Source organism: Rhizobium anhuiense bv. trifolii (genome assembly GCF_024346605.1).
Classification (GTDB): domain Bacteria; phylum Pseudomonadota; class Alphaproteobacteria; order Rhizobiales; family Rhizobiaceae; genus Rhizobium; species Rhizobium anhuiense.
On the sequence record NZ_CP098803.1, the window covers coordinates 2,722,158 to 2,747,957 of the forward strand.

21 protein-coding genes are annotated in these 25,800 nt (G+C 62.7%); 9 read left to right on the forward strand and 12 right to left on the reverse strand.

The annotated features are described in order from the left end of the window. Positions 1–295: 295 nt before the first annotated feature. Both NE851_RS22185 and NE851_RS22190 read left to right on the forward strand, forming a co-directional pair. Positions 296–1,369 carry a flagellar biosynthetic protein FliO gene (locus NE851_RS22185; protein ID WP_097622381.1) on the forward strand — a complete coding sequence of 358 codons (1,074 nt, stop codon included), beginning with the start codon at positions 296–298 and terminating at the stop codon, positions 1,367–1,369. Positions 1,370–1,757: 388 nt separating this feature from the next. Continuing rightward, on the forward strand, positions 1,758–2,393 hold the full coding sequence (locus tag NE851_RS22190) for a DUF1062 domain-containing protein (protein ID WP_047611592.1): 636 nt from the start codon (positions 1,758–1,760) through the stop codon (positions 2,391–2,393). A 110-nt stretch (positions 2,394–2,503) separates the two neighbouring features. Here NE851_RS22190 and dksA read toward each other — a convergent pair whose 3' ends face one another. Continuing rightward, positions 2,504–2,923: an RNA polymerase-binding protein DksA gene (gene dksA / locus NE851_RS22195; RefSeq protein ID WP_017964517.1), complete on the reverse strand. Its 420-nt coding sequence runs from the start codon at positions 2,921–2,923 to the stop codon at positions 2,504–2,506. A gap of 277 nt (positions 2,924–3,200) precedes the next feature. Between dksA and NE851_RS22200 the strand changes: the two genes are divergently transcribed. The 4 genes from NE851_RS22200 (at position 3,201) to NE851_RS22215 (ending at position 7,087) form a co-directional block, all read left to right on the forward strand. Next, positions 3,201–3,695: a SixA phosphatase family protein gene (locus tag NE851_RS22200; RefSeq protein WP_047610040.1), complete on the forward strand. Its 495-nt coding sequence runs from the start codon at positions 3,201–3,203 to the stop codon at positions 3,693–3,695. A 78-nt stretch (positions 3,696–3,773) separates the two neighbouring features. Beyond that, positions 3,774–5,249: a YcjX family GTP-binding protein gene (locus NE851_RS22205; RefSeq protein ID WP_047610042.1), complete on the forward strand. Its 1,476-nt coding sequence runs from the start codon at positions 3,774–3,776 to the stop codon at positions 5,247–5,249. Next, entirely contained in the window at positions 5,246–6,325 is a 1,080-nt protein-coding gene (locus NE851_RS22210) for a YcjF family protein (RefSeq protein WP_047613949.1), read from the forward strand. The genes NE851_RS22205 and NE851_RS22210 overlap by 4 nt, the downstream gene beginning before the upstream one ends. Positions 6,326–6,535: 210 nt before the next feature. Beyond that, positions 6,536–7,087, forward strand: coding sequence for a hypothetical protein (locus NE851_RS22215; RefSeq protein ID WP_027667695.1), 552 nt, complete (start codon positions 6,536–6,538; stop codon positions 7,085–7,087). A 68-nt stretch (positions 7,088–7,155) separates the two neighbouring features. On the opposite strand, the gene folK is transcribed toward NE851_RS22215, so the two are convergent. From folK to folP, 3 genes are read right to left on the reverse strand one after another with little or no spacing between them, the layout of a single operon-like run. After that, positions 7,156–7,674, reverse strand: a complete 519-nt coding sequence (gene folK, locus NE851_RS22220; protein WP_047610048.1) for a 2-amino-4-hydroxy-6-hydroxymethyldihydropteridine diphosphokinase — start codon at positions 7,672–7,674, stop codon at positions 7,156–7,158. Then, positions 7,667–8,032 carry a dihydroneopterin aldolase gene (folB, locus tag NE851_RS22225; protein WP_027667693.1) on the reverse strand — a complete coding sequence of 122 codons (366 nt, stop codon included), beginning with the start codon at positions 8,030–8,032 and terminating at the stop codon, positions 7,667–7,669. Before folB ends, folK begins: the two co-directional genes overlap by 8 nt. Continuing rightward, positions 8,029–8,898, reverse strand: coding sequence for a dihydropteroate synthase (folP, locus tag NE851_RS22230; RefSeq protein ID WP_063473357.1), 870 nt, complete (start codon positions 8,896–8,898; stop codon positions 8,029–8,031). The genes folB and folP overlap by 4 nt, the downstream gene beginning before the upstream one ends. Before the next feature lie 101 nt (positions 8,899–8,999). Here folP and NE851_RS22235 point away from each other — a divergent pair, with 101 nt between their 5' ends. Then, on the forward strand, positions 9,000–9,626 hold the full coding sequence (locus tag NE851_RS22235) for a DUF922 domain-containing Zn-dependent protease (RefSeq protein ID WP_047610052.1): 627 nt from the start codon (positions 9,000–9,002) through the stop codon (positions 9,624–9,626). Between the two features lie 327 nt (positions 9,627–9,953). On the opposite strand, the gene NE851_RS22240 is transcribed toward NE851_RS22235, so the two are convergent. Beyond that, positions 9,954–10,274, reverse strand: a complete 321-nt coding sequence (locus NE851_RS22240; RefSeq protein ID WP_047610054.1) for a 2Fe-2S iron-sulfur cluster-binding protein — start codon at positions 10,272–10,274, stop codon at positions 9,954–9,956. 264 nt (positions 10,275–10,538) lie between these two features. Beyond that, on the reverse strand, positions 10,539–10,922 hold the full coding sequence (locus tag NE851_RS22245) for an Hpt domain-containing protein (protein WP_080759826.1): 384 nt from the start codon (positions 10,920–10,922) through the stop codon (positions 10,539–10,541). A 462-nt stretch (positions 10,923–11,384) separates the two neighbouring features. Here NE851_RS22245 and NE851_RS22250 point away from each other — a divergent pair, with 462 nt between their 5' ends. Next, positions 11,385–18,260, forward strand: a complete 6,876-nt coding sequence (locus NE851_RS22250; RefSeq protein ID WP_254957809.1) for an apolipoprotein A-IV repeat region-like domain-containing protein — start codon at positions 11,385–11,387, stop codon at positions 18,258–18,260. Between the two features lie 72 nt (positions 18,261–18,332). Here NE851_RS22250 and NE851_RS22255 read toward each other — a convergent pair whose 3' ends face one another. Next, positions 18,333–19,082: an aminoacyl--tRNA ligase-related protein gene (locus NE851_RS22255; RefSeq protein WP_097594353.1), complete on the reverse strand. Its 750-nt coding sequence runs from the start codon at positions 19,080–19,082 to the stop codon at positions 18,333–18,335. Positions 19,083–19,452: 370 nt separating this feature from the next. Here NE851_RS22255 and NE851_RS22260 point away from each other — a divergent pair, with 370 nt between their 5' ends. Next, positions 19,453–20,328: a D-alanyl-D-alanine carboxypeptidase family protein gene (locus NE851_RS22260; RefSeq protein WP_254957810.1), complete on the forward strand. Its 876-nt coding sequence runs from the start codon at positions 19,453–19,455 to the stop codon at positions 20,326–20,328. A 24-nt stretch (positions 20,329–20,352) separates the two neighbouring features. Here the strand turns inward: NE851_RS22260 and NE851_RS22265 are convergent, their stop codons facing one another. The 5 genes from NE851_RS22265 to NE851_RS22285 all read right to left on the reverse strand — a co-directional run bounded on the left by NE851_RS22265 (position 20,353) and on the right by NE851_RS22285 (position 25,780). Continuing rightward, positions 20,353–21,606, reverse strand: coding sequence for a sensor domain-containing diguanylate cyclase (locus NE851_RS22265; protein ID WP_063475197.1), 1,254 nt, complete (start codon positions 21,604–21,606; stop codon positions 20,353–20,355). A gap of 147 nt (positions 21,607–21,753) precedes the next feature. After that, on the reverse strand, positions 21,754–22,365 hold the full coding sequence (locus NE851_RS22270; RefSeq protein WP_047610060.1) for an ABC-type transport auxiliary lipoprotein family protein: 612 nt from the start codon (positions 22,363–22,365) through the stop codon (positions 21,754–21,756). Positions 22,366–22,389: 24 nt separating this feature from the next. Then, positions 22,390–23,760: an MlaD family protein gene (locus NE851_RS22275; RefSeq protein WP_047613957.1), complete on the reverse strand. Its 1,371-nt coding sequence runs from the start codon at positions 23,758–23,760 to the stop codon at positions 22,390–22,392. A gap of 9 nt (positions 23,761–23,769) precedes the next feature. After that, positions 23,770–24,609: an ABC transporter ATP-binding protein gene (locus NE851_RS22280; RefSeq protein ID WP_132571933.1), complete on the reverse strand. Its 840-nt coding sequence runs from the start codon at positions 24,607–24,609 to the stop codon at positions 23,770–23,772. A 1-nt stretch (position 24,610) separates the two neighbouring features. After that, positions 24,611–25,780, reverse strand: coding sequence for an ABC transporter permease (locus NE851_RS22285; protein WP_174824470.1), 1,170 nt, complete (start codon positions 25,778–25,780; stop codon positions 24,611–24,613). Between the last annotated feature and the right edge of the window lie 20 nt (positions 25,781–25,800).

Here is a 25,800-nt window from a genome sequence, read left to right on the forward strand (position 1 = left end):
CTCACATAAGCCCCTCCCGCTTCGTAGCACGAACACAAAGCGGGAATCAGGCACTCTTTCCTTCTTAGCAATTTGCCGCGTCGGCAAAAACACCGGCAACCGGCAAGACTGCTTGAATTCACAGGCAACAGCGCCATCTGCCCCTGAAGCCCAAAGCGGCCGCCCCTGCGCAAGGTCGCTGGGCGCCAGGCAGCTGAACACGAAATCGCGTTCTCCCGTGACTGGACAGCATGGGCGGCCCTTGCCTAAGGAACGGAAAAGTCGTCAATATGTGCCGAAATGCGAAATGGAGTAAGTGACTATGTTGGATGATGTTGTCGGAGCTTATGGCAGTCGTTTCCTGCTTGCAGCCGGTGGCGTCGGTCTGGCGCTTCTCCTGCTCATCCTCGTGCTCTGGGTGATCCGCAGCCGGGCGCCCTCGCCTTTCGTGCGCGGCGGCCGCAACCGCCAACCCCGCCTGCAGGTGCTGGATGCCGCTGCCGTCGATGCCCGCCGCCGGCTGGTGCTGGTGCGCCGCGACGACGTCGAGCACCTGATCATGATCGGCGGCCCGAGCGATATCGTCATCGAAAGCCGCATCCTGCCCGCCGCGGCAACAGCACAACCGGAAAGCGTCAACCGCCCGCAGCCCGTCGAGCAGCGCCCGATACCCGTCGCGCGGCCGGAAACGCCGCCGGTCGTTCCGCCGCGCCCGCCGGTCGCTGCCCGTGTCGAGCCGGCCGCCGAGCCCTCTTTCTCCTCGCCGGTCCCGCCAGAGCCGCGCTCGCGCCCGGAATCATCGGCCCAATCATCGGCTCAAACATCGGCCCCGCCGGCCGTTGCGCCGCCGGTGGTCACGAGCCCGCTTCCGGCAGAGCCGGTGACAGCTCCACTGTCGGCCGAACGCGACAATCCTCTGCGTGCCGCTCCGCCCCAGCCGCGCCCGCCGGAGCGTCCCGCCGTTCCCCCAGCCTCGCAGCCCGCACAGTTCCATGATACCGCGAGTGCAGCCGAGATTCTCGATGCGGCCCGCCAGCGCGTGCTGCCGCAGCAGCGCATCGAACCCGAGGTCTCCGCCCCGCCTGTCCAGCACTTGCCGGCGGCAGTACGCGCCGCGCCTGTTACGGCCGAGGACGATGCGGCTGCGCAGTCGGCAGCGGCGATCCGTCATGATTTCCAGCGCGTGCTGGAAGAGGAGATGTCGAGCAATCTGACGGCCGAGCGCATCGTGCCGGCGCCGGCAAACCAGGAACCCCGCCAAGCCGCGCCGCAGCCGGGCAACCTGCCGCGCCGCGATCCCGAGCTAGCTCCCATCACCGGAGCCGACACGGAACTGCAGAAGGAAGTCGCCCGCATCTTCGGCGAGATGAGCGTCAATCGCGACAAATGAGGGCAGACACGCCGGCCTTCATCACCAAGTTGCATAAAAGCCGCAATGCTGCGGCTTTCAGTTCGCGAACGGCTCGGGGGCTCACCTTGATGCCGATCATTTGTTATCTCTGAAGTCGAAGAGCTTTGGTGCATTCGAGGTAACACTTTGCCTAAGTAAATACCGGTCTCACTCCAGTTTCACCCGTACTGCCGCAAAGCGACACGCTGGCGGCATACGAACATGTTCATCGGGTGGTGGCGAGAGACCGGTTTGGCATTGTTACAATGTGCCATGTGCAGCTCCGCTGTCTCAGCTCTTCAGCCGCCCACAACATCGCCACACCGCGCCCGCAAGGGTTTTCTCATGCACCATCTTGGTGGACTTCCGAACGGAAGACCAAGACGGTATGTGCAATACGCTTCGGGTCCGATGGACCATTATTCCCAAGACAGCTCCCCAGCCCTGGTTGGCCTGCGGCGGATGCGGGGGCCTCAGAGCTTTCCAACCCAGCGGCAAGATCCGGCTCAACGCCAACGGTCGCAAGCTCGACGCCTGGCTTATCTACAAATGCCTGACCTGTGAAAGAACATGGAACCGGCCAATCCTCGAGCGCCGCAATGTTCGCGACATCGATCCTCAAGTCCTTGACGCGTTACAATCCAACGATCCCGGCTGGATCCGGGCAGAAACCTTCAACCTCGATGCTCTCCGGCAGAAGTCACGGCGTGTGGACGAGTTTGCCGAATTTGACATCAAAAAAGAGATGCAGAGCGACACGGCGAATTGGACGAGATTGGCAATCGAACTGATGGTCCCGTTTCCAACGAGCACACGCCTCGACCGTCTGCTGGGCTCCGAACTGAAAGTGTCACGCTCGCGGCTGCAGGCTCTGCATGATCAAGGCATGGTTCGGACAGATCCTGACCGAGCAGGCGTCATGCGGCGGCGGATCAGGAATGGCACCCTTGTCGTGATTGACCTCGCCATGGAGGCCGACCGAGAGCAATCTTGGAAAGCTCTGGCAGCAGGAGATCCGCTATAATAGTGGAACTCCGTCGCGGAGGCTCGATCTCGGGCCTTCGTGACTATCGAAAAAGGCGCCGCGATCGGGATCGCGGCGCCTGTTCTGCTCTCATGCCTGCATGAAAACTCTTATTCGTCGCGATAGACTTTTTCGCGACGTTCGTGACGCTCCTGCGCCTCGATCGACAGTGTCGCGATCGGGCGGGCGTCGAGACGTTTCAGGCCGATCGGTTCGCCGGTTTCCTCGCAATAGCCGTAGGTACCGTCTTCGATGCGCTGCAGTGCCGCGTCGATCTTCGAAATCAGCTTTCTCTGTCTGTCACGGGCGCGAAGTTCGATCGCCCGGTCCGTTTCCGACGACGCCCGGTCGGCGAGGTCGGGATGGTTTGCGCTTTCCTCGGCCAGATGGTCGAGCGTCTCGCGCGCTTCTCTAAGGATATCGTTTCTCCATGCAACCAGCTTGGCCCTGAAGTAGGCACGCTGGTTTACGTTCATGAACTCTTCCTCTTCCGAGGGAACGTAATTGCTAAGATCGATCTTCTCACTCAACGCGATTCTCCTGAAGAACATCTCATCTGGCCGGGTGTATATCCCAAGCGCTAGTCGCGATTCAAGCCAAATACGACAGGTAAACAGATTTTTAAATCTGTTACAATTTTCGGCTAACGATCTATTTTGTCATGGTTATTCCGATTGCCGTTTTTTGCTTCGCCTTCAAAACGCCGTGTTATCGGCCACGTTTCGGGCAGTTGCGACATGGCTGGCGATTGACGGCGGCCAATCGCAACCGCTACTGAAAAGACCCCGCCCGATCCTGGATTTGCCCATGACCGTACCGCTGCCTCCGCCCAACCGCATCTATCTCCTGCGTCATGCCGAGGCCAGCTGGGCCGAACCCGGACAGCGCGATTTCGACCGGCCGCTGAGCGAAAAGGGCTTTGGCGATGCCGAGATCATCGCCGACAAGGCCGCCGACAAGGGTTATCGTCCCGATCTCCTGATCAGTTCGACAGCGCTGCGTTGCCGTGACACGTCAGGCGCCGTCCACCGGGCGATGGGCGTCGCGCTCGAGGTGCGTTATGTCGATGCGCTCTACAACGCCACGGTCGATACCTATCTCGAGATCGTCGATGCACAGGATGAGGCGGCCGTCATGCTGGTCGGCCACAATCCGACCATGGAGCAGGCGCTGGAGACGTTGATCGGCCATGACGCGATGGTAAGCGCCCTTCCCGGCGGCTTCCCAACCGCAGGCCTTGCCGTCGTCGATTTTGACGCTTCGGCCTCTGTCTGGCGCCTCACCGATTTCGTGGTCGTCTGAAGTCTTTCACGCCGCTCTTCTTTTGCGGGCGGCGCGCCCTCCCTATATTGCGGGGCAGTCACCAACCGGAATCGCGCCTTGCCGCCACGCCTGACATCCTTTGCCGATGACGCCCGCATCGCCTTCGACAATCTCGCCGACCGGGCGAGCGGCCTCGTCAATCCGACCGTGCGGCTCGGCGTCACCGGCCTCTCCCGCTCCGGTAAGACGGTCTTCATCTCCTCGCTGGTCCACAATCTCCTGCATGGCGGCCGCCTGCCGCTGTTCGAGCCGGTGCAATCCGGCCGGGTCTCGGCGGTGCGGCTGGAGCCGCAGCCCGACGATGCCGTGCCGCGCTTCCAGTACGAGGACCATATCCGTGCGCTGGTGAAGGACCGCATCTGGCCGGATTCGACCCGCGCCATATCGGAACTGCGCATCACGCTGGATTACCAGAGCGCCAGCGGCTGGAACCGGCTGTTTTCCCCCGGCCGCCTGTCGATCGATATCGTCGATTATCCCGGCGAATGGCTGCTCGACCTGCCGCTGCTCGGCAAGGATTACCGCACCTTCAGCGAGGAAACCATCGCGCTCGCCGAAACCGGCGTCCGCTCGGAGCTGTCGCGTGAGTGGCTGGCTCTGACGCGCGCCGCCGATATCCACGCCGGCGCCGACGAGATGATCGCCCGCGACCTCGCGACCGCCTTCGCCGATTATCTCAAGGCCTGCAAGGCCGATGAACGCTCGCTCTCCACCCTGCCGCCCGGCCGCCTGCTCTTGCCCGGCGATCTGGATGGGTCACCAGCATTGACCTTCGCGCCGTTGGCGCTGCCGTCGGACGGACGTCCTGGGCGCGGCTCGCTGTGGACGATGATGGAGCGGCGCTACGAGGCCTACAAATCGGTCGTCGTCAAACCCTTCTTCCGTGAGCATTTCGCCCGCCTCGACCGCCAGATCGTGCTGGTCGATGCGCTGCAGGCGATGAACCGCGGCCCCGAAGCCGTACAGGATCTGGAACGCGCGCTGACCGATGTGCTCGCCTGTTTCCGCCCCGGCACCAATTCGCTGCTCTCCTCCCTGCTTGGACGCCGCATCGACCGCGTGCTGGTCGCCGCCACCAAGGCCGATCATCTCCACCATGAAAGCCATGACCGGCTTGATGCGCTGACCCGCCGCCTGGTGGATCGCGCCATCGACCGCATCGGCATGGCGGGGGCCGGCATCGACGTCATGGCGCTTGCCTCCGTCCGCGCCACTCGCGAGGCGACCGTCAGGCGCGATGGCCACGAGCTGCCTGTCATCGTCGGCACGCCGATGGACGGCGAAACCCTAGCCGGCGAACGCTTCGACGGCCAGAGAAAGACCGCGATCTTCCCCGGCGACCTGCCGGAGGATCCGGAAAGCCTGTTCGACCGCATTGCCTCGGGTGTAACAGGCCTGCAGCTGCCCGATGTCAACGTCGTCAGGTTCCGCCCGCCGCAGCTTGAGGAAACCGGCGGCGGCATCAAGCTGTCGGTGCCGCATATCCGCCTCGACCGCGCCATGCAGTTCCTGTTCGGAGACCGTCTCGCATGAGCAAGCCCCCGTCCGATCCGCCGCGCCGCGCACCCGCCGCCTTCACCTATGAGGACGAGGTCACCCAGCCGCGAGACAACGGCAGGCAGGCAGAGCAACGGCGCAAGCCGGAAAGTTTCTCCGAACATATCATCGTGACGCCCGATGAGGACGATCCCTTCCTCAATCCCGACAAGGATCTGAGCGCAGTTCCGGTTGCCACGCCGCGGAAACGTCGAACCTCCTTCGGCAAGATTGCCGCCGGCGCCTTCGGCATCCTGCTGTCTCTCGCCATTGGCCTCTGGACCGACAGCCTGATCCGCGATCTCTTCACTCGCGCCGACTGGCTGGGTTATGCAGCCCTTGCCGTGCTCGCCGTCGGCATCCTCGCCGTGCTTGCCCTGGTCGTCCGCGAAACTGTGGGCATGATGCGTCTTGCTGCCGTCCAGGCGATCAAGGCCGAAGCAGACGCCGCGATTCTCGAAACCCGGCCGGCGAAGGCGCGCGCCGTCGTGGCGCGCCTCACCACCCTGCTTTCCGCCAATCCCGAGACATCGAAGGGCCGCGCAACGCTGAAAGCGACCGAGGGCGAGGTCATCGACCCCCCGCATCTGATTGCGCTCGCCGAACGCGAACTGCTTGCTCCCCTCGACCGCAAGGCCCGCGCGCTGATCGTCAATGCCTCCAAGCGCGTCTCGATCGTCACCGCCGTCAGCCCGCGTGCTGTGGTCGACCTGCTCTACGTGCTCTATGAGGCCGTGCGCCTCATTCGCGCCATGGCCGAACTTTACGGCGGCCGGCCCGGCACGCTGGGCATGTTCCGCCTGCTGCGCGACGTGCTGGCGCATCTGGCCGTCACCGGCTCGATCGCCGTCGGCGACAGCCTCGTCCAGCAGGTGCTCGGTCACGGGCTGGCCTCCAGGCTCTCGGCCCGACTGGGAGAGGGTGTGATCAACGGCCTGATGACCGCCCGCATCGGAATCGCGGCCATGGATCTCTGCCGTCCGCTTGCCTTCCGGGCCCTGAAGCGGCCGGGAATCGGTGATTTCATCGGCGATCTCACCCCGTCCATGTCGCCGCGCGGCAACAATCCTTGAGCGACACAGCGATTCCGCGTCTTTCGCCTCCCCTTGCGTAACGTTGAAGAAATTTCAGTGAATTCAGAGCTCTAGCGACAGTATTTTAAAATCTCCGGCGCCTGAAACTCCTGTCTTTCCGCGCATTTCGGCACAATTGAAAGGAAGGATTAACCATTCTTCGGCAAAACTTGCACCCAGTTCGTGAGTGGTGTTTGCCAAGGAAAATCCATGTATTCGCGCAAGTTTCTCATCGTATGCGGCCTGGCCGCCGCGGCATTGTCTCCCGTCGCAGATGTCGCTCCGGCAGCCACTGCTGCAACCCGTGACAAGGCCTTCTTCGATTCGGTCGCCGGCTCCTGGAAAGGCCCCGGCGAAATCGTCGCCGGCAAGTACAAGGGCACGAAATTCACCTGCAACCTGATCGGCGAACCCACAGGCGACAGCAGCGCCGGCATCAAGCTCGACGGCACCTGCCGCGTTGGCGTCTTCAAACAGCCGATGACTGCCGTCATCTCGCAGTCGGGCTCGACCTACAAGGGCAAGTTCCTGGACGGCGCCGCCGGCAAGGGCCTTGACGTCGTCTCCGGCGCCGTCTCCGAGGATACCGTCGTCGTCGGCATCAACCGCGCCAAGCTGAACGGTGCGATGATCGCCCGCGTGCGTGACGACAAGACGATGAACGTCACCGTTTCGGTCAAGGTCGAAAGCCAGATGATCCCGGTGATCGGCCTGACGCTGACCCGCCAGGTCGACGAGATGGCCGTCGGCTCGATCCAGTAGAGAAACCGCACAGCGGATTTTCCTGAAGCGGCGGGTTTCCCGCCGTTTTCCGTTTCAGCGTCTCTGATTCAGGCGCTCCGCCACCAGTCGCGGCTCTCGTCGGCGACCTCGATGCCGGTCACCTCGGCATCATCAAGCCAGTCACTGACCGCCCTACCCCTGACGAGAAGGCCCGGCGCGATATCGGCGAGCGGCATCAGCACGAAACCGCGATCGGTCATGCGCGGATGCGGCAGTTCCAGCCGCGGTGCGTCCTGGATGACGTCGCCATAGGTCAGCACGTCGATATCGAGCGTGCGCGGCCCCCAGCGCTCGATGCGCTCGCGTTTCATCTCCCGTTCGATCGACAGGCAGACATCGAGCAAAGCCTCGGGCTCCAGCCTGGTCTTGACGGCGGCGCAGGCATTGAAGAAGAAGGATTGATCCGTCTTGCCCCAGGGCGGCGTGCGATAGAGCCGCGAGACCGCCGTCACCCGGCAGTCGTCGCGTCCGTCCAGCCTTTGCAGCGCGCCCGCCATCGCCTTCACCGGATCGCCGATATTGCCGCCGAGACCGAGTGTGGCGGATTGCAATGCGGCCTCAGGCAAAATGCTCAACGCTCACCTGCACGAAATCGAGTACGCCCGGCACCGGCGCGTTCGGCTTGCGCACCGTAATCTTCGCCCGCCGGATCTGAGGGAATGTCTCGCAGAGCCCCTTGGCGATATCGAGCGCCAGCGCCTCGATGAGGTAGCGCCGCTTGCCGGTGACGATCTGCTCGATCACGGTGAAGGCAATGCCGTAATTGACGGTATCGTTGATCGAATCGCTTTCCAGCGCCTCGCCGGCGACGACATCGAGCTCGGCATCGACGAAGAAACGTTGGCCGAGGAATTCCTCCTCGTCATGCACGCCGTGGCGCGCAAAGAAGGCGCAGTTCTGCAGCGTGATCGTGTAGGTGGTCATGTCGGCCGCTTCCTCTCGAATTCCTGGCGTGCATTCAGCATAGCATCGGCGATATCAAGCGCATCCCTGTTGATTGCGACATTGTGCACGCGGAAAACCGCAGCCCCTTGAAGCCTGAGCAGCGCGCTCGATGCAGCCGTCGCCACATCCCTGTCTGCCGCCTCACGCCCCGTCACCGCACCAAGGAAGCGTTTGCGCGACGTGCCGGCGAGCAGCGGCAGACCGAAGCGGGAAAGCTCGGAAAACCGCGCCATCAGCTCCAGGTTTTCCTCCGCCGTCTCCTTGGCGAAGCCGAAGCCCGGATCGAGCACGATCCGGTCGCTGTTGACGCCGGATGCAGCGGCGATCGCAAGCGAGCGTTCGAGGAAATGCACCTGATCGGCAATCACGTCGGTCAGTTTTACCCTGTCGCGGCCGGTATGCATGATGCACAGCCCGGCTCCGGTCACTGCGGCAATATTGGCGATATCGGGCTCCTTCTGCAGCCCGAAGACGTCATTGACGATATGGGCGCCGGCGCTGATGGCAAGCCGCGCCGTCTCGGCGCGATAGGTGTCGATGGAGATCAGCGCCTGGGTGCGCCCGCGCAATGCCTCGATGACGGGCAATACGCGCGCCTGCTCCTCGGAAGGACTGACGGCTGCTGCGTTCGGCCGGGTCGATTCGCCGCCGATGTCGACAATGCCGGCACCCTCGCTCACCGCCCGCAGCGCCTGTTCGACCGCGGCATCGACGGTTTCAAAACGTCCGCCGTCGGAAAAGGAGTCCGGCGTCACGTTGATGATCGCCATGATCGTCGAACGACGGCCAAGTTCGATCTCCCGGCCATGGCCGACACGCCATATGCTGCCTTCCAGCCCTGTCACCAGACTTATCCCATTGATGACGAAAAAAGCGCCATCCGATATTGCGCTTGTGGTGGCTATGCCCCAAGCTCCGGTCGATTTCAACACGGGTTGCGTTCAGAATGCCGCTTGCAGTGCGTTATATGGTCTTCCCTATCGCCTTTTCCATTGCTCTTTCCCTCTGCAGCCCCGTGGCAGCCGAAGTGATCGCATCGAAAAGCTATTCCTATTTCGACATTCGCGGCAAAACCGCGGATGAACTCGACCGCGAACTCAGCCGGCGCGGCCCGACGGCGAGCGGCTCCTCGGCGCGCCATCCCGGCGCCACGAAGATCCGCTTCGGCGGCGAGGCAACCTATATCCAGGATAACGGGCGCTGCCGCGTCGGCAACGTCAAGGTCACGGTCCACACCCAGATCATCCTGCCGCGCTGGAGCAGCCGCAAGGGTGCCAGCAAGGAGCTGTCGATGATCTGGGACGCCCTGTCGAGCGATATCAAACGCCATGAGGAGCGCCATGCCGAGATCGCCCGCGATCAGGCCCGCGCCATGGAGCGCGCCATTCGCGCGCTGCCGCAGCAGCGCAGCTGCGAAGCCATGCAGGAACTCGTCTCCGACGAATCAGCACGCGGTATAGAGGAGCACGATCGGCAGCAGGCGCGATTCGACAGGGTCGAAGCGGTCAACTTCCAGAAGCGCATGCTGAGATTGCTGAATAATCGAATCAACGGTCGAACCGGCGCAAAATAGGGCTTTTTCAATCAGCTTGCGAGCAGGAAACCTTAGCTGCACAACGAAACTTGTGCGAAACTTGCGCTCTCCCCAGCGATTGAATGGTCATTTTTCATCCTGGCAGACTCAACCGGAACGCGTTAATATGAACACATTCGAAAGTCCAGGTACGACACCAAGTACGGCACCTGCACTTTCATCGCTGGGTTCTCCTGGCGCGTTCCGAAGCCTCGGATGTTCCTCCCTCATCCGAAGGTAATGCGCCCGCCTCGCCTCGCTCGCTCCAGCGCGCGAGGCGTCTTTTTTGATATCGGATGTTTCGGCGACGTTTGAAGCGGATGTGCTTCAGGCCTGGCGTTCCGGCACGTGCACCACGAGCCCGTCATAGATGGCCTTCATTCGGATCTGACAGGACAGCCGCGAAGTCGGGCGCACGTCGAAGGCGAAGTCGAGCATATCCTCTTCCATCGCTTCCGGCTGACCGACCTTCTCCGTCCACTCCTCATCGACATAGACATGACAAGTCGCGCAGGCGCAGGCGCCGCCGCATTCGGCCTCGATGCCGGGCACCGAATTGCGCACGGCGTTCTCCATCACGGTGGAGCCTTGGTCGACGTCGAGGTCGAAGCGCGTGCCGTCGAAGGCGACGATGGTAAGTTTTGGCATCGGGACTATTTCCGGTCTTCAGGTGGGTGGGCGGATTTTTCTTCCGACAATTCGACGCGACAGTCAACATTGGGGACATCCGCCATAGCCTCGCAGATCGTGCCTTCTCCCGCCGTCTTCAAAGCGTCATTCGGGACGTCGCAAAAAGACCCGCGGTTCCGCAATGGAACAACGGGGCTTCGTTCGGAGGGGATTCAATGCATGTCGCCCAAAACTGTGCGGCGGTTTTGGGACAATGATATGCATCAACTAACGACTTGGAGATCAGCCGCGGCAGAGCTTCAGGATGAAATTCTCCGCATCGATGACGGCGGCCCCGAGCGCTGCGGTCGCGCCGGCATCGCCGCCGGTTTCCTCGACGGCTTCGGCCGTCTGCGACACCCGGAATGCGCCGACCGAGCTTGCCGCGCCCTTCAGCCGGTGCGCGGCTGCGCCGATACGGATGGTTTCGCCGCTCGCAATATCCTGGAGGCATGCGCGGGCCTGGCGCGCAAACATTTGAAGGACTTCGATTTCCAGCGCCTTGTCGCCCATCGTCTGCTTTGCGAGATGGACGAGATCGATCGGCCGGACCTTCGAGGGACAGGGTCCCTTTGCATTATCCGGCGCCTCGAATACGATGTTCAATGCCGCCATCTGGGCTGCCATTGCCAATTCTCCCGTCTCTGTCGTCCGCAGTTGCAACAGTTCTGCGTCAGGAGGGTGGCCATCCCGTTAAATTCCGGCACATTCAGGGCGGAAATCTCGCCATATGGTTAACGTCCGTTAAATATCCCTAAATTATTGGTTTTTAAGCGCTGCCCAGGATTCAAAGATGTTAACAACGGGTTAACGAACCGCAAATCTCAAGCCTTCATTAATTGTGTGAAGAGCCCAGATGTGTCACTACGATACTGGTGGAGCGGGTTTATGGTACGCGCCTTTGCCGAGCGAGTGGATAATGGTAGTGTTTTGATACCTTCCGTTTGAAAAAGCGGCTATCTACTCTGAAATGACATGCTTATCCGTCCGTCGTTGGGATGGAAGGCTGGAACGGCAAAGTTGTCCCCGGGTGAGGCGGAAGCCCGGGATGCGCGGTTGGGCCGGCTGACAGTAACGAGGCATACCCGAATGGCGAACAACAAATATAACGAGTCGATTGAGGACAAGGCGTTCAAGGCATTGGACGAGGCCCTCCAGATCGACTTCAGCAAGGATAACGTACCGTCTCGCCGCGGCGACGCGCCCCAGGCCCCGGAGGCTAATGTGTCTGATCCAGTAAATGCGCGTAACCAGCAGGCCCAGGAAGAGGCGCAGCGGCGCAGCCGCCGCGGTGCCGCCGGCGAGCAGGCTTCCAGGGGGCCGGCCTTCGCGCCCGCCAACGATGCCAGCCGCAACACGCCTGCCTCGATCCTGAAATCCTTCGACGGCGCCTCCAGCCGCTCGGCGGTGCGCACCGCCACGCTGTTCTCCGTGCTTTGGGTCATGGCCGGCCTCGGCCTGATGTCGCTGCTTTATGCTCCGCAGATCTGGCAGATCCGTTCTATCGCCGATCTCGTCGCCCTGCCCGGCGTCATCGCCGGCCTCGTCGGCATCATCATTCCCGTAATGATGTTCTATGCCTTCGCCATCATGATCGCGCGCGCCCAGGACATGCGCAACGCCGCCCGCTCCATGGCGGAGGTGGCATTGCGCCTGGCCGAGCCGGAAACCATTGCCTCCGAGCGCATCATGACCGTCGGCCAGGCCGTGCGCCGTGAAGTCTCGGCCATGAATGAAGGCATCGAGCGCACGATCGCGCGTGCGTCCGAACTGGAAACGCTCGTCCATTCCGAAGTCAATGCCCTTGAACGCTCCTATGCCGACAACGAGTTGCGCGTCCGTGGCCTCGTCCACGAACTCGGCTCCGAGCGCGAGGCGATCGTCAACCATGCCGACCGCATCCGCACCTCGATCGGCAGTGTCCACGACCAGTTGAAGGAAGAACTGTCGCTTGCGACCGAAGAGATCGCGGTGCGGCTTGCCACATCGGGCGAAGCCTTCGCTTCGCTGATCGATACGCGCGCCGCGACGATCCTGGAAAAGTCGGACAGCGCCCTGCAGTCGATGGGCAGCCTGCTTGCCGCCAAGACCGATACCCTGCTGCAGACACTGAACGCATCGGGTTTTGCGCTCGCCACCGAATTCGACAATCGCCTCGAAGCGCTCTCCGTCAATCTCAATGACCATGGCGAAAGGCTGCTCAGCCAGTTCGAGACGCGCGCCTCGACCATGGACAGCAGCACCGAGAAGCTGAATGCGGCGCTGAACGAACGCACGCACCAGCTCAACGAGATCCTGATCGCCCGCACCCGCGAGATCAACGAGAGCCTGACATCGGGCGAACGCACCATTGGCGGCACGCTCGATGACGTTCTGTCGAAGCTGAACAGCGCCCTCGACGAAAAGGGCGCAAGCTTCCGCCAGAGCCTGCAGACCACCGCCGACGACGCCGTCATGGATCTCGACGTACGCTCCGGTTTCTTCGAGGAACGGCTGCAGACGACCGTTGCCCAGTTGTCCACCGCCTTCGACGAGCGCGTCGCAGAATTCACCAGCGCCTTCGACAAACGCACCGGCTCGCTCGACACCAAGCTGATGGAAAGCCTCGCCCGTATCAACGAGACGCTGACCGGCGGCTCGGATTCAATCGACGGCATCCTGAGTTCCGGTATCGACCGGCTTGGTTCGTCGATAACAGACCAGTCGCTGGCGCTCGCCACCGCGCTCGCCACCGGCCATGAGATGCTGGAAAGCACGCTCGGCAGCCGGGCGGAGGAAATCACCACCGCACTCAGCAGCCGCACCGGCGAACTGACCTCGTCTCTGCAGAACGCGACTTCGGAAATCGCGCTGGCGCTTGCATCCGGCACCTCCGAACTGCAGAACAATCTTCAGACACGCTCGGCCGAACTGCGCGACACGCTGCGCACCACCACCACTGAGCTGACGAGCGCCGTTGCCGCCGGCACCGAACAGGTGACGGCTGCCTTCGGCGGTCGCGCCGAGGAGCTGAGCGGCGTGCTTGCGGCGCGTGCGGCTGAGATCACCGAGGCGCTCGGCACGGCCCATGGCCGCATCGACAGCGTCATGGCAGAGCGCGGCGACGCACTTGTGGAGGCGCTGACCACCCATCACGGCCGCTTCGAGGAAGCGCTGGCAACCCGTTCCGACGCCATCCTCAATGCCGTCTCCGGCACCCATGACCGTCTTGCCGAGACGCTCGACGAAAAGGCGATGGCACTCGCCATCTCCCTGAATGAGAGCCAGGCCCGCATCGAAGATACGCTCGAAACCCGCTCCGAAGCGTTGGTGAAAGCGGTATCAGGCACGCATGACCGCCTCTCCGAGACGCTCGACGAAAAGGCGATGGCGCTCGCCATTTCGCTCAATGAAAACCAGGCCCGCATCGAGGATACGCTCGAAACCCGTTCGGCGGCCCTGCTGAACGCCGTCTCCGGCACCCATGACCGGCTTTCTGAAACGCTGGACAGCAAGGCTGCCGCCCTGACGACCTCGCTCGATGAGCGCCATGCCCGCATCGAGGATGCGCTTGGAACGCGCGCCGAAGCGCTGCTGAACACCGTATCCGGCACCCGCGACCGTCTTGCCGAGACGCTCGACGAAAAGGCGATGGCGCTCGCCAGATCCTTGAGCGAGAGCCAGGCCCGTATCGAAAATACGCTCGAAACCCGCTCCGCAGCTTTGCTGAACGCCGTCTCCGGCACCCATGACCGCCTGTCCGAAACGCTGGATGAGAAGGCGATGACGCTCGCCATCTCGCTCAATGAGAGCCAGTCGCGGATCGAAGACACGCTGGAAGCGCGCTCCGAAGCCTTCCTCCAGGCTGTGTCCGGCACGCACGACCGTCTCTCGGAAACGCTCGACGAAAAGTCTGCGGCGCTCGCTGCCTCCCTGAACGAAGGTCAGAGCCGTCTGCAGGACACGCTGGAGAGCCGTTCGGAATCCTTCCTCAATTCGGTCTCCGCCACCCATGATCGTCTGTCGGAAACACTCGACGATCGGGCGATGGCGCTTGCCATCTCGCTGAACGAGAGCCAGAGCCGTCTCGAGGAGACGCTGACAACTGGCGCCGATGCGATCACCAATGCGGTCTCCGGCACGCATCAAGGCCTGAACGGCGTGCTCGACCAAAAGGCCGCCGCCATCGCCGCCTCGCTCACCGAAGGCCAGGCCCGCCTCGAGGAAGCCTTGGGGCATCGCACCGCCGCAATCATCGGCGCTGTAACCGCAACCCACGACCGGCTCACCGATACGCTCGACGAAAAGACCATGGCGCTCGCCATTTCGCTCGACGATAACCAGAGCCGCTTCGACAGTGCGCTCGAAGCCCGCAGCAATGCCATCATGGAAGCGGTCTCCGGTGCCGAGGCTCGCGTCGCCGGCGCCTTCGCCGACAAGACCGATGCGATCCGCACCGCCTATACCGACAATCAGCAGCGGCTCGAAAATGCGCTTTCCGAACATAGCGCCGCCCTCTCCGGCGCTCTCGATGCCGGCGGCGCCCGCTTCGAGGATCTCGTCGGCGGCTTGACCGGCCGCATCGAAAGTCGCCTGACCGATGCTCATACACGGCTCGGAGGCCTCGCCGACGAGGCCGCAGCGCGCATCGAGGGCGGGCTCGCCTCCGCCCATGAACGCATCCGCACGACGCTCGAAGACCGCGCCAATGCCATCGACCTGTCGCTGAGCCAGGCCCATGCGCTGATCAGCGATACGCTGACCGAACAGGCGACCAGCATCGGCACCTCGGTGGCGACGAGCGTCAGCATGCTCGAAATGTCGCTGGAGGACCGTGAAGCCGCGATCCGCCAGGCGATCGATGCCGGCGCCCAGACATTGGAAGATCGCATGCATGCCGGCGCCGGCCAGATCGCCGGCCGCTTCCAGGAGGCGGCGAACGCGATTTCGAGCTCCACCCAGGATTTCTCCGCCCATCTCGATCGGTCGGTCGAAAGCCTGACCGGCCGTTTTGAAGAAACCGGATCGCGCGTGGAAGCCGGTCTTGCGGCGATCGAGACCCGGATCCGCGACGGCGTCGGCGGCGTTGCCGAAAAGGTCGAAGCCGCCAGCGGCCAGCTGTCCGGCGTGCTCGCCGACGGCGTCTCCCGTCTCGGTGCGCTCAGCGACGACGCCACTCGGCGCATTTCCGCGACGCTCGAAGGCAGTGCCGCAAACCTCACCCAGGCGATCGACAGCCGCACCGCCAATCTGGCCGAGACGCTGGACAGCCGCACCACGAGCCTGACGGGCGCTATCGACGGCCGCACCGCAAGCCTTGGCGAAACCCTCGACCGCGGCAATGAACGCATCGAGGAACGCCTCTCCACCATGGACCGCGCGCTGACCGTCGGCCTCGAAGCCGTCAATCGCACCATCGAAGGCAAGGCCGCCGGTCTCGCCTCGACACTGCGCAGCGCGGTTGCCGACGCGGCTCAGGGAATGGAAGGCGAAGCGACGAGAACCACCGAACTGCTCGGCAAGACCGGCCAGCAATTCGCCGAGGATCTCAATGCGAAAAGCGACGAATTCACCCGCACCATGGATGAGCGTTCGTCGCAAATCGTCACCCGGGTCGCCGAAGCTCAGAACCGGCTGGCGAGCCAGGCCGCTGCCGTCGCCCAGACCTTCTCGGAAGCCGGCAACGCCATCGTCAACAAGGTCTCCGAGGCCGAGACCATCGTCGGCACGCAGGTCAATGCCATCTCCAAGGTGTTGTCGGATGCCGGCCAGTCTCTGGAGACGCGCGGCAATGCCATCCGCTCGACGCTGTCGGGGGCCGGCAGCGAGATTTCCGCCACCATGGCGGATGTCGACCGGGCGCTCGAAGCCCGCAGCAATGCCATCCGCACCAATCTCGAGGAACGTGCCCGCGAGATCGATACGACCTTCTCCGACATTGACAAGGCGCTCGAAGCGCGCGGCAACTCGATCCGCTCGACGCTCGACGAGCGCACCCGCGACCTCAACTCGATGCTGGCGGGCCGCTCTGTCGAATTGACGCGCATCCTCGACGAAACGGCTCGCCCGATCATCGACCGCTACACCGATGCCGGCGAGCAGGCTGCCGCCCGCATCACCGCTGCGGCCAACCTCAGCGCCGAGCGTCTGCGCGCCGAAAACGAAGCGCTCGCCAGCGCCGTTGCCGCCCGCACCGAGAATGTCGCCAACGCCGTCAGCGCCATCGAGAACAGCCTGGTCGGCAACGTCAACGGCCTCGTCCAGCGCATGTCGGAAAGCAGTGCGGCAATGGCGATGATGATGAACCGCGCCGCCGAGCAACTGGCCAACGTCGACGGCCGTCTCGGTGACACCACCGCGCGCTTTGCCGACTCCGCCACCAAGGCCGCTGAAATGGTCTCCGCCTCGACCAGGCTTCTTGAAGGCAAGGTCGACCGCCTCTCCGACATTTCGGGCCAGACGCTGTCACAGGTCGGCGGCATCATCGGCCGCTTCGACGAACACTCCAAGGTCCTGACCCAGGCCTCGCAGCTGCTCGGCGCTGCCCAGTCCAATCTCGCCTCGACGCTCGAGGAGCGCGAGAGCGCTCTGCAGACCCTCTCGGTCGGCCTCGTCCAGCGCTCCGCCGAGATCGAAAAGACGATGCAGGGCCTCGGCAGCATGATCGAGACCGTGTTTGAGCGGGCAGAGCAACGCTCCAACCAGGTCACCGGCAATCTGCGCCAGGGCGTGCAGTCTTCCTTCGCCGATATCGGCCGCATTCTTAGCGAAACCGAGAAGCGCGCCCAGGAAGCGGCGGAGACGATGCGCGAGGCGATCACCCGCGCCGGCGACGAGGCCAATACGACGATCGACGGCACCTTCGCCAATGTCGAACGGCGTTCCGGCGATCTCTCCAATCGCATTCGCGGCGGTCTCACCGCCTCGCTGTCGGAAGTCGAGCGCATGCTCGGCGAAGCCGGCCGCGCCTCAGACGGCGCCGCCCAGCACATGCGGGAAGCACTGCGCGAGGCGATCGATGATGCCGTCGGCCGTTTCTCCGGCGCCACCGACGATATCCGCCGCTCCGCCGCCGACATCCGTAACGAGCTCGACGCCACCCGCGCCGAACTGAAGCGCGGCGCCTTCGATCTTCCCGAGGAAGCCAAGGAAAGCGCCTCGGCCATGCGCCGGGCCGTGGCTGAGCAGATCAAGGCTCTGCAGGATATCTCCCAGCTCGTCGGCCGGTCCAGCCAGCAGCTCGAGATCTCCCAGCCCGTCGCCCGCACGCTAGCCCAGACGCAGCCGGCTCCGCGTCCTGCCCAGCCGGTCGCAGCCCAGCCGCCGCAGCCGGCAGCGCCCCCGTCGATCGAAGCGACGGGCCTGCGTGGAACGATCGCGCCGTCTGCGCCGGCGGCCGCGCCTCAGCGCGCCGCCCCGCAGCCTGCCCCCAGTCGCCCCGAATCAGGGCGCCAGGAAACAGGACGCCAGGAACCGGGGCGCCAGGAACCGGCCCGTCCGGAAAGTGGCGGCTGGATCAGCGATCTCCTGCGCGGTGCATCGCGTGAGGAGGCCGCCGACGAAGCGTCCGCCCGCGCCCCTGCCCGCCCGGCGGAAACCGTCGCGCCGGCCGCGCGCAGCAACGACAGCCGCAATCCGCGCCACGTCGTCGAATCCTTGAACTCGCTCTCGGTCGATATCGCCCGCGCCATCGATCACGACGCCTCGGTCGATCTCTGGCGCCGTTATCAGCGCGGCGAGCGCGATGTCTTCACTCGTCGCCTCTACACGCTGAAGGGCCAGCAGACCTTCGACGAGATCAAGCGCAAATACGACCGCGAACCGGAATTCCGCACTGCCGTCGACCGCTACATCGGCGATTTCGAAAAGTTGCTCGCCGACGTCGCCCGCACCGACCCGAACCGCACGGTGACGCAGTCCTACCTCACCTCGGACACCGGCAAGGTCTACACCATGCTCGCCCACGCTGCAGGCAGGCTCACCTGAACTTGCTGATCTGAATCGGATACAGGAAAGCCGCTTGAACATGTGTCAGGCGGCTTTCGTTTTACAATGCCCTCACCGATCGGCCGCTATGTCCCAGTTATGGATACAGCGGTCGAGGCCGATGGCGATCTCGAGCACGAGAACGTCATGGTCGACCGCCGCTCCCTTCTTGGGCTCAGATCGGTAGCGCTGCGGAAAATCCGTGCGCCGCGAGATCGAGCAGACCTCCATCCACTTGTCGCCATTGTCGACCTCGATATCCATCGTCACCTCGGAATAGGCCGGCAGCCGGTCGGAGGGCACCATCCGCGTCGGCAGATGGATCAGCGATGCGATCATGCGGCGGACCGGTTCTAGGCAGGCGGCGTGATAGTCGTTGCCACTGTCGGCCGTGAAGGCGCATTGGAATTCGAGCTGCCAGAATTCCTTCAGTCGCATGTGTTTCGTCGGCTGTTCCTGCTCGCGGCGATAGGATCTGCCGGCCTGCCAAACGCAGAGCGGCAGTCGCGTCTTCGAATGATTGCCGAGAATGTGCTGCATGTAGATGTAGGTCGATGGCGTGGTTTCCGGTCGCAGGACCAGCGCGGCATCGCTGGCGGAGAGCTGTTCCTGAACCCAGATATCGGCGTTGGAATAGGCGCTCGACACCAGCGCCTGCGGCATCAGCGCCGGCGCCTCGACCCTCCTGACATCCCAGGCCGGATTGACCGACCTGAGAAAACTGCGGACCTCTTGCGAGAAGAAGGCGATCATATGATCGCGCAGATGGATCTCACGCTCCTCCCAATGGACGAGCGAATTGACATGATAAAGATTGAGCACGGTGCCTGTCTCCCTGGCAGCCTTGATTGGCGTGGTGAGGGGCTTTACGTCCAGCAGCGCGCCGGACGCCCGCAGCGCTCCGACGTCACAGCAGGACGCGAAGACCTCGTCCGCCAAAAGCGCGCACCGTCACGACCTGCAGGCAGGTGCTGATATGACGGGAGAAAAGCGCGGGCTTCATGCTCATGGCGAGTTTTCTACGTGCCGGGCGCATCCTTGTCAAAACCGAAAACGGTGAGACAAAAGGAACCAGCTGTGGATGACCCTTTTTTATTGCCCCTCGTCCTTCATTCCGTCACAAACTTTTATAATCCGCTGCATTCGGGCCAACGGCCCACTCGACCATCGAAACGACAGAGACAGCACATTGATGACCAAGACGACATCCCGGCTCCTTGCCACCGCGCTCTCTTCCCTTTTCCTGATGGGCGCTTTCACTCTGGCTGAGGCGGGCCAGGCAAGCTTCGTCGTCGATGCGCAGTCCGGTCAGGTCCTCGAAAGCTCCAATCAGGACGACCTGAACTATCCGGCGTCGCTGACCAAGATGATGACGCTCTATCTTGCCTTCGAGGCCCTGCATGACGGGCGCCTCAACTGGGACCAGAAGCTCACCATGTCGGAAAATGCCGAGAGCAAGGAGCCTTTCAAGCTCGCCGTCGGCGCCGGCCGCAAGGTGACGCTGCGCGAAGCGGTCGAGGGAATCGTCGTGCTGTCGGCCAATGATGCGGCGGTGGCGATCGCCGAGCAGCTTGGCGGTTCCGAACAGGCTTTCGCCGAGGCGATGACCGGCAAGGCACGCCAGCTTGGCATGCAGGACACGGTCTTCAAGAATCCGTCGGGTCTTCCCGATCCGGAGCAGGTCACCACGGCGCGTGACATGGCCACACTCGGAATTTCGCTGATGCGGGACTTCCCCGAGGAGTTCAAGCTCTTCTCCATGCGCGGCTTCCAGTTCCGCGGCATGAAGCTGCGCGGCCATAACAACCTCATGTATCGCTATGACGGCGTCGACGGCATCAAGACCGGCTATACCGACGCTTCGGGCTATAACGTCGTGACGTCGGCGCAGAAGGATGGCCGCCGCGTGGTCGGCGTCGTCATGGGCGAAAAGACCGCGAGCCTGCGCGACGACAAGATGGCAAGCCTGCTGGACAGCACCCTGCCGGCGTCATCGACCACCACAGCTTCCACGACACCCGGCAGCCAGCCGGGAGCGACGATGACGGATTCGCAACCGACGAAGTAGCTCCGGCAGGTTTTTGCTGACGGCTTATCTGAAAGCCACCTCCAGGTGTTGCCGGTCTTGGGCGATCACCCTGCAATTCGTTTCGAAGCCTTCGCCTTTGATGGCAAGGATGAATTCCGGCGGAATGCCTGACGTATTGGAGACCGAAATGCCGGCGCTCTCCGAACCGATGGACTTGACGGTGCAGTCGATGGTCGAGCGTCGATCGTTGAACAGGATCGAACCCGCCTTCAGCACCCGCCGTCGCGCGCCGATGGCGTGATCGGCGTGGATGGAACTCCACGACACGCAACGATTCCGTCCGCTGTGCTTGGCTTGATACATCGCGGCATCGGCTTGGGCCAGCAGGGTCTCGATTTCCTTGCTGACGATCGAGAGCGCCGACGTTCCGAAGCTGGCCGTAACGGTCAGGGCGCCGTGATCGCCGCGAATGATCTCAGAGGCGATGGCGGCTCTGAGTTTCTCGGCGACGGCGAGTGCACCTTCCCGGTCGACATGCGGCAGGATAACGCCAAACTCCTCGCCTCCAAGACGGCCGAAAAGATCACCGGCTCGGAGTGCCGTCCTGCAGACCGCTGCCACCGCCTTGAGAACCTCGTCGCCTGCGGCATGCCCATGCGTATCGTTCACCTGCTTGAAATGATCGATATCGAAGACGATGCACGAGAGGTCATGCTTATGCCGCAGAGCGAGCGAAATCAGCTGATCGGCCTCCTGCTTGAAGGCACGCCGTGTCATCGTCTCAGTGAGGCTGTCGGTGGCGGCCGATTGCATGAGCTCGATGCGGTCCATAGCCGCCCCCGCCAGCTCCTGGAGGATGCTAAGGTCTGTGTTGCCGAACGATCTTGGCCGACGGTCGATGGCGCATACCGTCCCGATCATGTGCCCGGCTTTTGTTCTCAGCGGCACGCCGGCATAAAAGCGGATATGGTCTTCGCCTGTCACTGCAGGATGCTTCGAAAAGCGGGCATCCTTCGTGGCATCCTGCACGATAACAGGCTCGTCACAGTCCACAACGCAGCGGCAAAACGTGTCTTCGAGCGATACCTCGTCGGCCGAAAGGCCGGAGCATGCCTTGTACCACTGCCGATGCGCATCGATCAGGGATACGATGCCGATCTCGATGGAAAATATCTGCTTTATCAGGCGTACGATCCGCTCGAAGCCTTCGTCCCTCGGCGTATCGAGAAGGTCGAGCTGCTGCAGCGCAGCCAACCGAGCATTTTCGCGCTGAATCGCTTCCGACGACGACTTTCCGAATACGCGTGCGACCACCATGCAGCATGCCTCCTGATAGCGATAACATGATGCGTTCCACAAATTCATGAAGAAATTGAATACGATGGCGGCCCCAAACTCATGAGGCCAAATATTCTTCAGAATCAGCAACCCTTGATGTCGACGCAGCGGTCGCGACACGCCATCTCAGATTGAGCGCAGCGTCCAGCTGACGATCTCGGAGACAACCGTGGAGAAGGCGCGGTCGAGACCCTTGACGAAGCCGACATTGTCGCCGCCGGCCGGTGCCGTGGCGCGGAACACCTTCTGGGCGCGCACCGAGCCGTTGCGGTCGTTGAGGATCTTGGCCGAGATTTCGACCACAGCCTGATTGCCGCTCGACGCATCGATCTCGAAGGAGCGGATATCGGTGACGACCTGGTAGTCGATCGCCAGCCCCTGCCCCGGCATGCCAACGCCGCCGAGCTTGCCGGAGTTCTCGAAAGCTTCCACCAGCTTCGACTGTACAATGCGCGGCAGCTTGTCGCCCCACTGCGCCCGCGAGAGATACTGAATTTCCGAAGACGAAACACGGATGACGATCTGCTCGCTGTCGAGCGCCCGCAGCGCCGTCGGGCTGGCGATCAGGACCTGGCGGGATTTGGCCGCAGGCCCGTCGCCGTCGACGGCGGCGGACAGGTCATAGGTATCGTTCTTGGCCGCGGTGCCGCACCCCGAAAGGATCAGCGCCGTCAGCGGCAGCGCGATCACCGTTCCCTTGATCCACGAACGGCGCGACAACAGATGCGATGCGACCATATTAGGCTACCCCTGACTTCCCAGTTAACGCCGCGTCCGGCCGTCATATTGCTTGACCGTGTCCCCGCCGAAGATCAGGCGCTGCGGATTGCGGTCGAAGTTGGTGATCGTATCGTTCAGATTGTTCACGGTTCCGCGCATGTCGTTGACGAGAGTCTGCACGTCGCGCAAGCCGCCACTCGAAAATTTCTGCAGATTGTCGGCGATCGGGCCGATGCGCGAATTCAGGTTGTCGGCCACCTTCTTGAAGGATTCCAGCGTATCGCGCGCTTCAGTGAACAGCGATTGCGTATTGTCGGTTCCAAGCAGGGCATCGACTTTGATGAGAATGCCGTCGATGCGGGTCGAGGCCGAATTCAGCTTATTGGCGAGCTGCGAGACGTCCTGGATCGTCTGGTCGATATCCTTCTGCCGCGATGAAACCGTGTTGGCGACATCGCGAATCGAGGCGACGGCGGTGCGCGCATCCTTGGTCGCTTGCGCGATGTCGTCGACGGAACCCTTCACCTTTGCCGGGTCGATCTGGGCGACGAGCGTATCGACGCGGTCGAGTGTGGCCTGCGCCTGCTTGCCGAAATCGTTGAAGGTGGTGGCAGTCTGGTCGAACTTCTGGATCGCACCCTTGAGGTCGCCCGAGGCATCGGCAACATTGGCGGTGAGCTTCTCGGCATTGGAAACGATGTTGTCGATCTTCTGCGCATCGACCGCCTTGACCAGCTCTTCGACGGCCTTGAGCGTCGAGTCGACGCGGCCGGAAACCGCCTTCACCGTCTCCGAAAGCTGGCCGACGCTCTGCAGGAAGGAGTCGATATTGCCGGAATTCTTGGCAAGCGCGTCCGAGAAAGTCTCGGCATTCTTAAAAGTCTCGGTCAGCGGCCCGCGCGAATCCTCGATGAAACCCTGAAGTTCGCCGACCGCGTCGTTGGCGCGATCGAGGATCTTGTCTGCGGTCGCCAGAAGATTGGTGACGCTTGACTGGTCGGCGACGATGACGGCGCGTTTGTTATTGTCGATCGCATGCTGGAGGATGCTTTCCTCGCCCTTGCGGCCGCCTGAGAGTTCGATATAGGCGGCCCCCGTCAAGCCCTGGATTTCAAGGGCGGCCTTGGTGGACGGGTAGATCGGCGCATCGGTGCGCACCTGGGTGAAGGCCAGCGAATATTGCGGATCGTCGGCATCGATCGACAGTGTCTGCACCGAGCCGATCTGGATGCCGTTGAAGCGCACCGGCGAGCCGACACTAAGGCCGTTCGCCGATCCTGGAATCCGAACGATCAGTTCCGTCATCGGGCCGCCACGGCCATACTCCGCCATCCAGTAGACGAAGCCGAAGGCAGCCGCGATCACCAGCACCGTGAAAAAACCGACAATCGTGTAATTGGCTTTGGTTTCCATCTTATCCGGTCACTTCCCGCTGCTGCCGTGCCGCACGCCATTGTCCCGCGGCACGATCGACCGCGCCCGCTTACCCTTGAAATAGGCCTGCACCCACGGATCGTCATAGGCCAGCATGTCGTCGATCGTGCCTTCCACCATTACCCGCTTCTTTCCGAGCACGGCAATACGGTCGCAGACCGAAAACAGGCTGTCGAGGTCATGCGTTACCATATATACGGTCAGTCCCAGACTATCGCGCAGGTTGGCGATCAGTTCATCGAATTCGGCAGCGCCGATCGGGTCGAGACCCGAGGTCGGTTCGTCCAGGAAGACGAGTTCCGGATCGAGCGCCAGCGCGCGGGCAAGGGCGGCGCGCTTAATCATGCCGCCGGAGAGTTCGGACGGGTATTTGTCGGCGGCGTCAGCGGCAAGCCCGACCATACGGATCTTCAGATGCGCCAATTCGTCCATCAGCGAGCGCGGCAGATCGAGATATTCGCGCATCGGCACCTGGATATTTTCCTTGACCGTCAGCGACGAAAACAGCGCACCCTGCTGGAATAGTACGCCAAGCCGCATATCGAGCGCGTTGCGCTGGGGTTCGTCGAGTTCGTCGAAATCCTGGCCAAGGATCTTGATTGTGCCGGAGCGGCGCGGCAGCAGCCGGAGCACGGTGCGCATCAGCACGGATTTGCCGGTGCCCGACGCGCCAACGAATCCGAGAATCTCGCCGCGATAGATATCGAGGTTCAGATTGTCGAGCACCACTTTGGAGCCGAAGCCGACGGTGACGTCGCGCGCCGAGAGCACGACATCCCTGCCCTGTCCTTCGCTTTCGATCGGTTGCTCGTTCACGGGGCTCGCCATGCTAGAAGTTGATCGCTGCATAGAACATCGCAAATAACCCGTCCATCAGGATGACGACGAAAATCGCCTTCACCACCGCGGCCGTTACGTGCTGGCCGAGCGATTCCGCGCTGCCGCCGACCTTCAGCCCTTCGACGGCGGCGACAATGCCGATGACGAGTGCCATGAACGGCGCCTTGATCATGCCTGAGAGCACCGTCGACAGCGTCACCGCCTCGTGCAGACGCGCCAGGAAATTGGCGAAGGTGATGCCGGAATAACCCCAGGCGACCGCAGCCGCACCGGCGAGCGACGCGAAATTCGCCAGCACCGTCAGAAGCGGCAGCGCGATGGTCAGCGCCACCAGACGCGGGAAGATCAGCACACCGATCGGGTTCAGCCCCATCACCTTCAGCGCGTCGATCTCTTCGCGCATCTTCATCGAGCCGATTTCGGCGGTGATCGCGCTGCCCGAACGGCCGGCGATCATGATCGAGGTGAGAAGCACGCCGATTTCGCGCAATTGCAGAATGCCGACGAGATCGACGACGAAAACCTCGGCGCCGAAGTAGCGCAGCTGGAAGGCGCCCTGCTGGGCGATGATCGCCCCGATCAGAAACGACATCAGGAGGATGATCGGAACGGCGCGAACGCCCATATGGTCGATCTGGTTGACGATCGAGGCCGGCGAAACGCCGCTGCCGCGCCCGAATTTCATCTGCGCACCACGCACCGCCGAGCCGAGGATATACATGGCGGCGGCGAAATTGTCCCAGACCTCGTAGGTCATCTTGCCCACGGGCGCGAAGATGCGCGCGACGAGCGAGACCTTCTCCTGCTGCTCCGGCTCGGGTTTGGCCGGCTCCTCGGAAAACATCGCCAGCATTTCGTCGATATGCTGATTGGTGCCTTCGAAGCGAACCGTCCGTCCAGCCGCCTCCTCTTCCTTCTTCAGCCGGCACAGCAGCCAGATTCCGGCGGTATCGATATCCGAAATATGCGAGAGGTCGACAGTCAGGTCGCCGGCCTTCTGATGAAGGAGCTTTTCGAAGTCGCGCAGCACGAAATGAATATAGGCGCTGCGCCAATTGCCTCTGAGACGCACATGCTGCCCCGAACCATCGGCCTGGTCGTCCACGTCAAGCGAGGCAGCGTTGCGATTCTCGGCGTTCAAGATACTTATGTCTTTCAAGGCTTACAGCAACTTGCCGC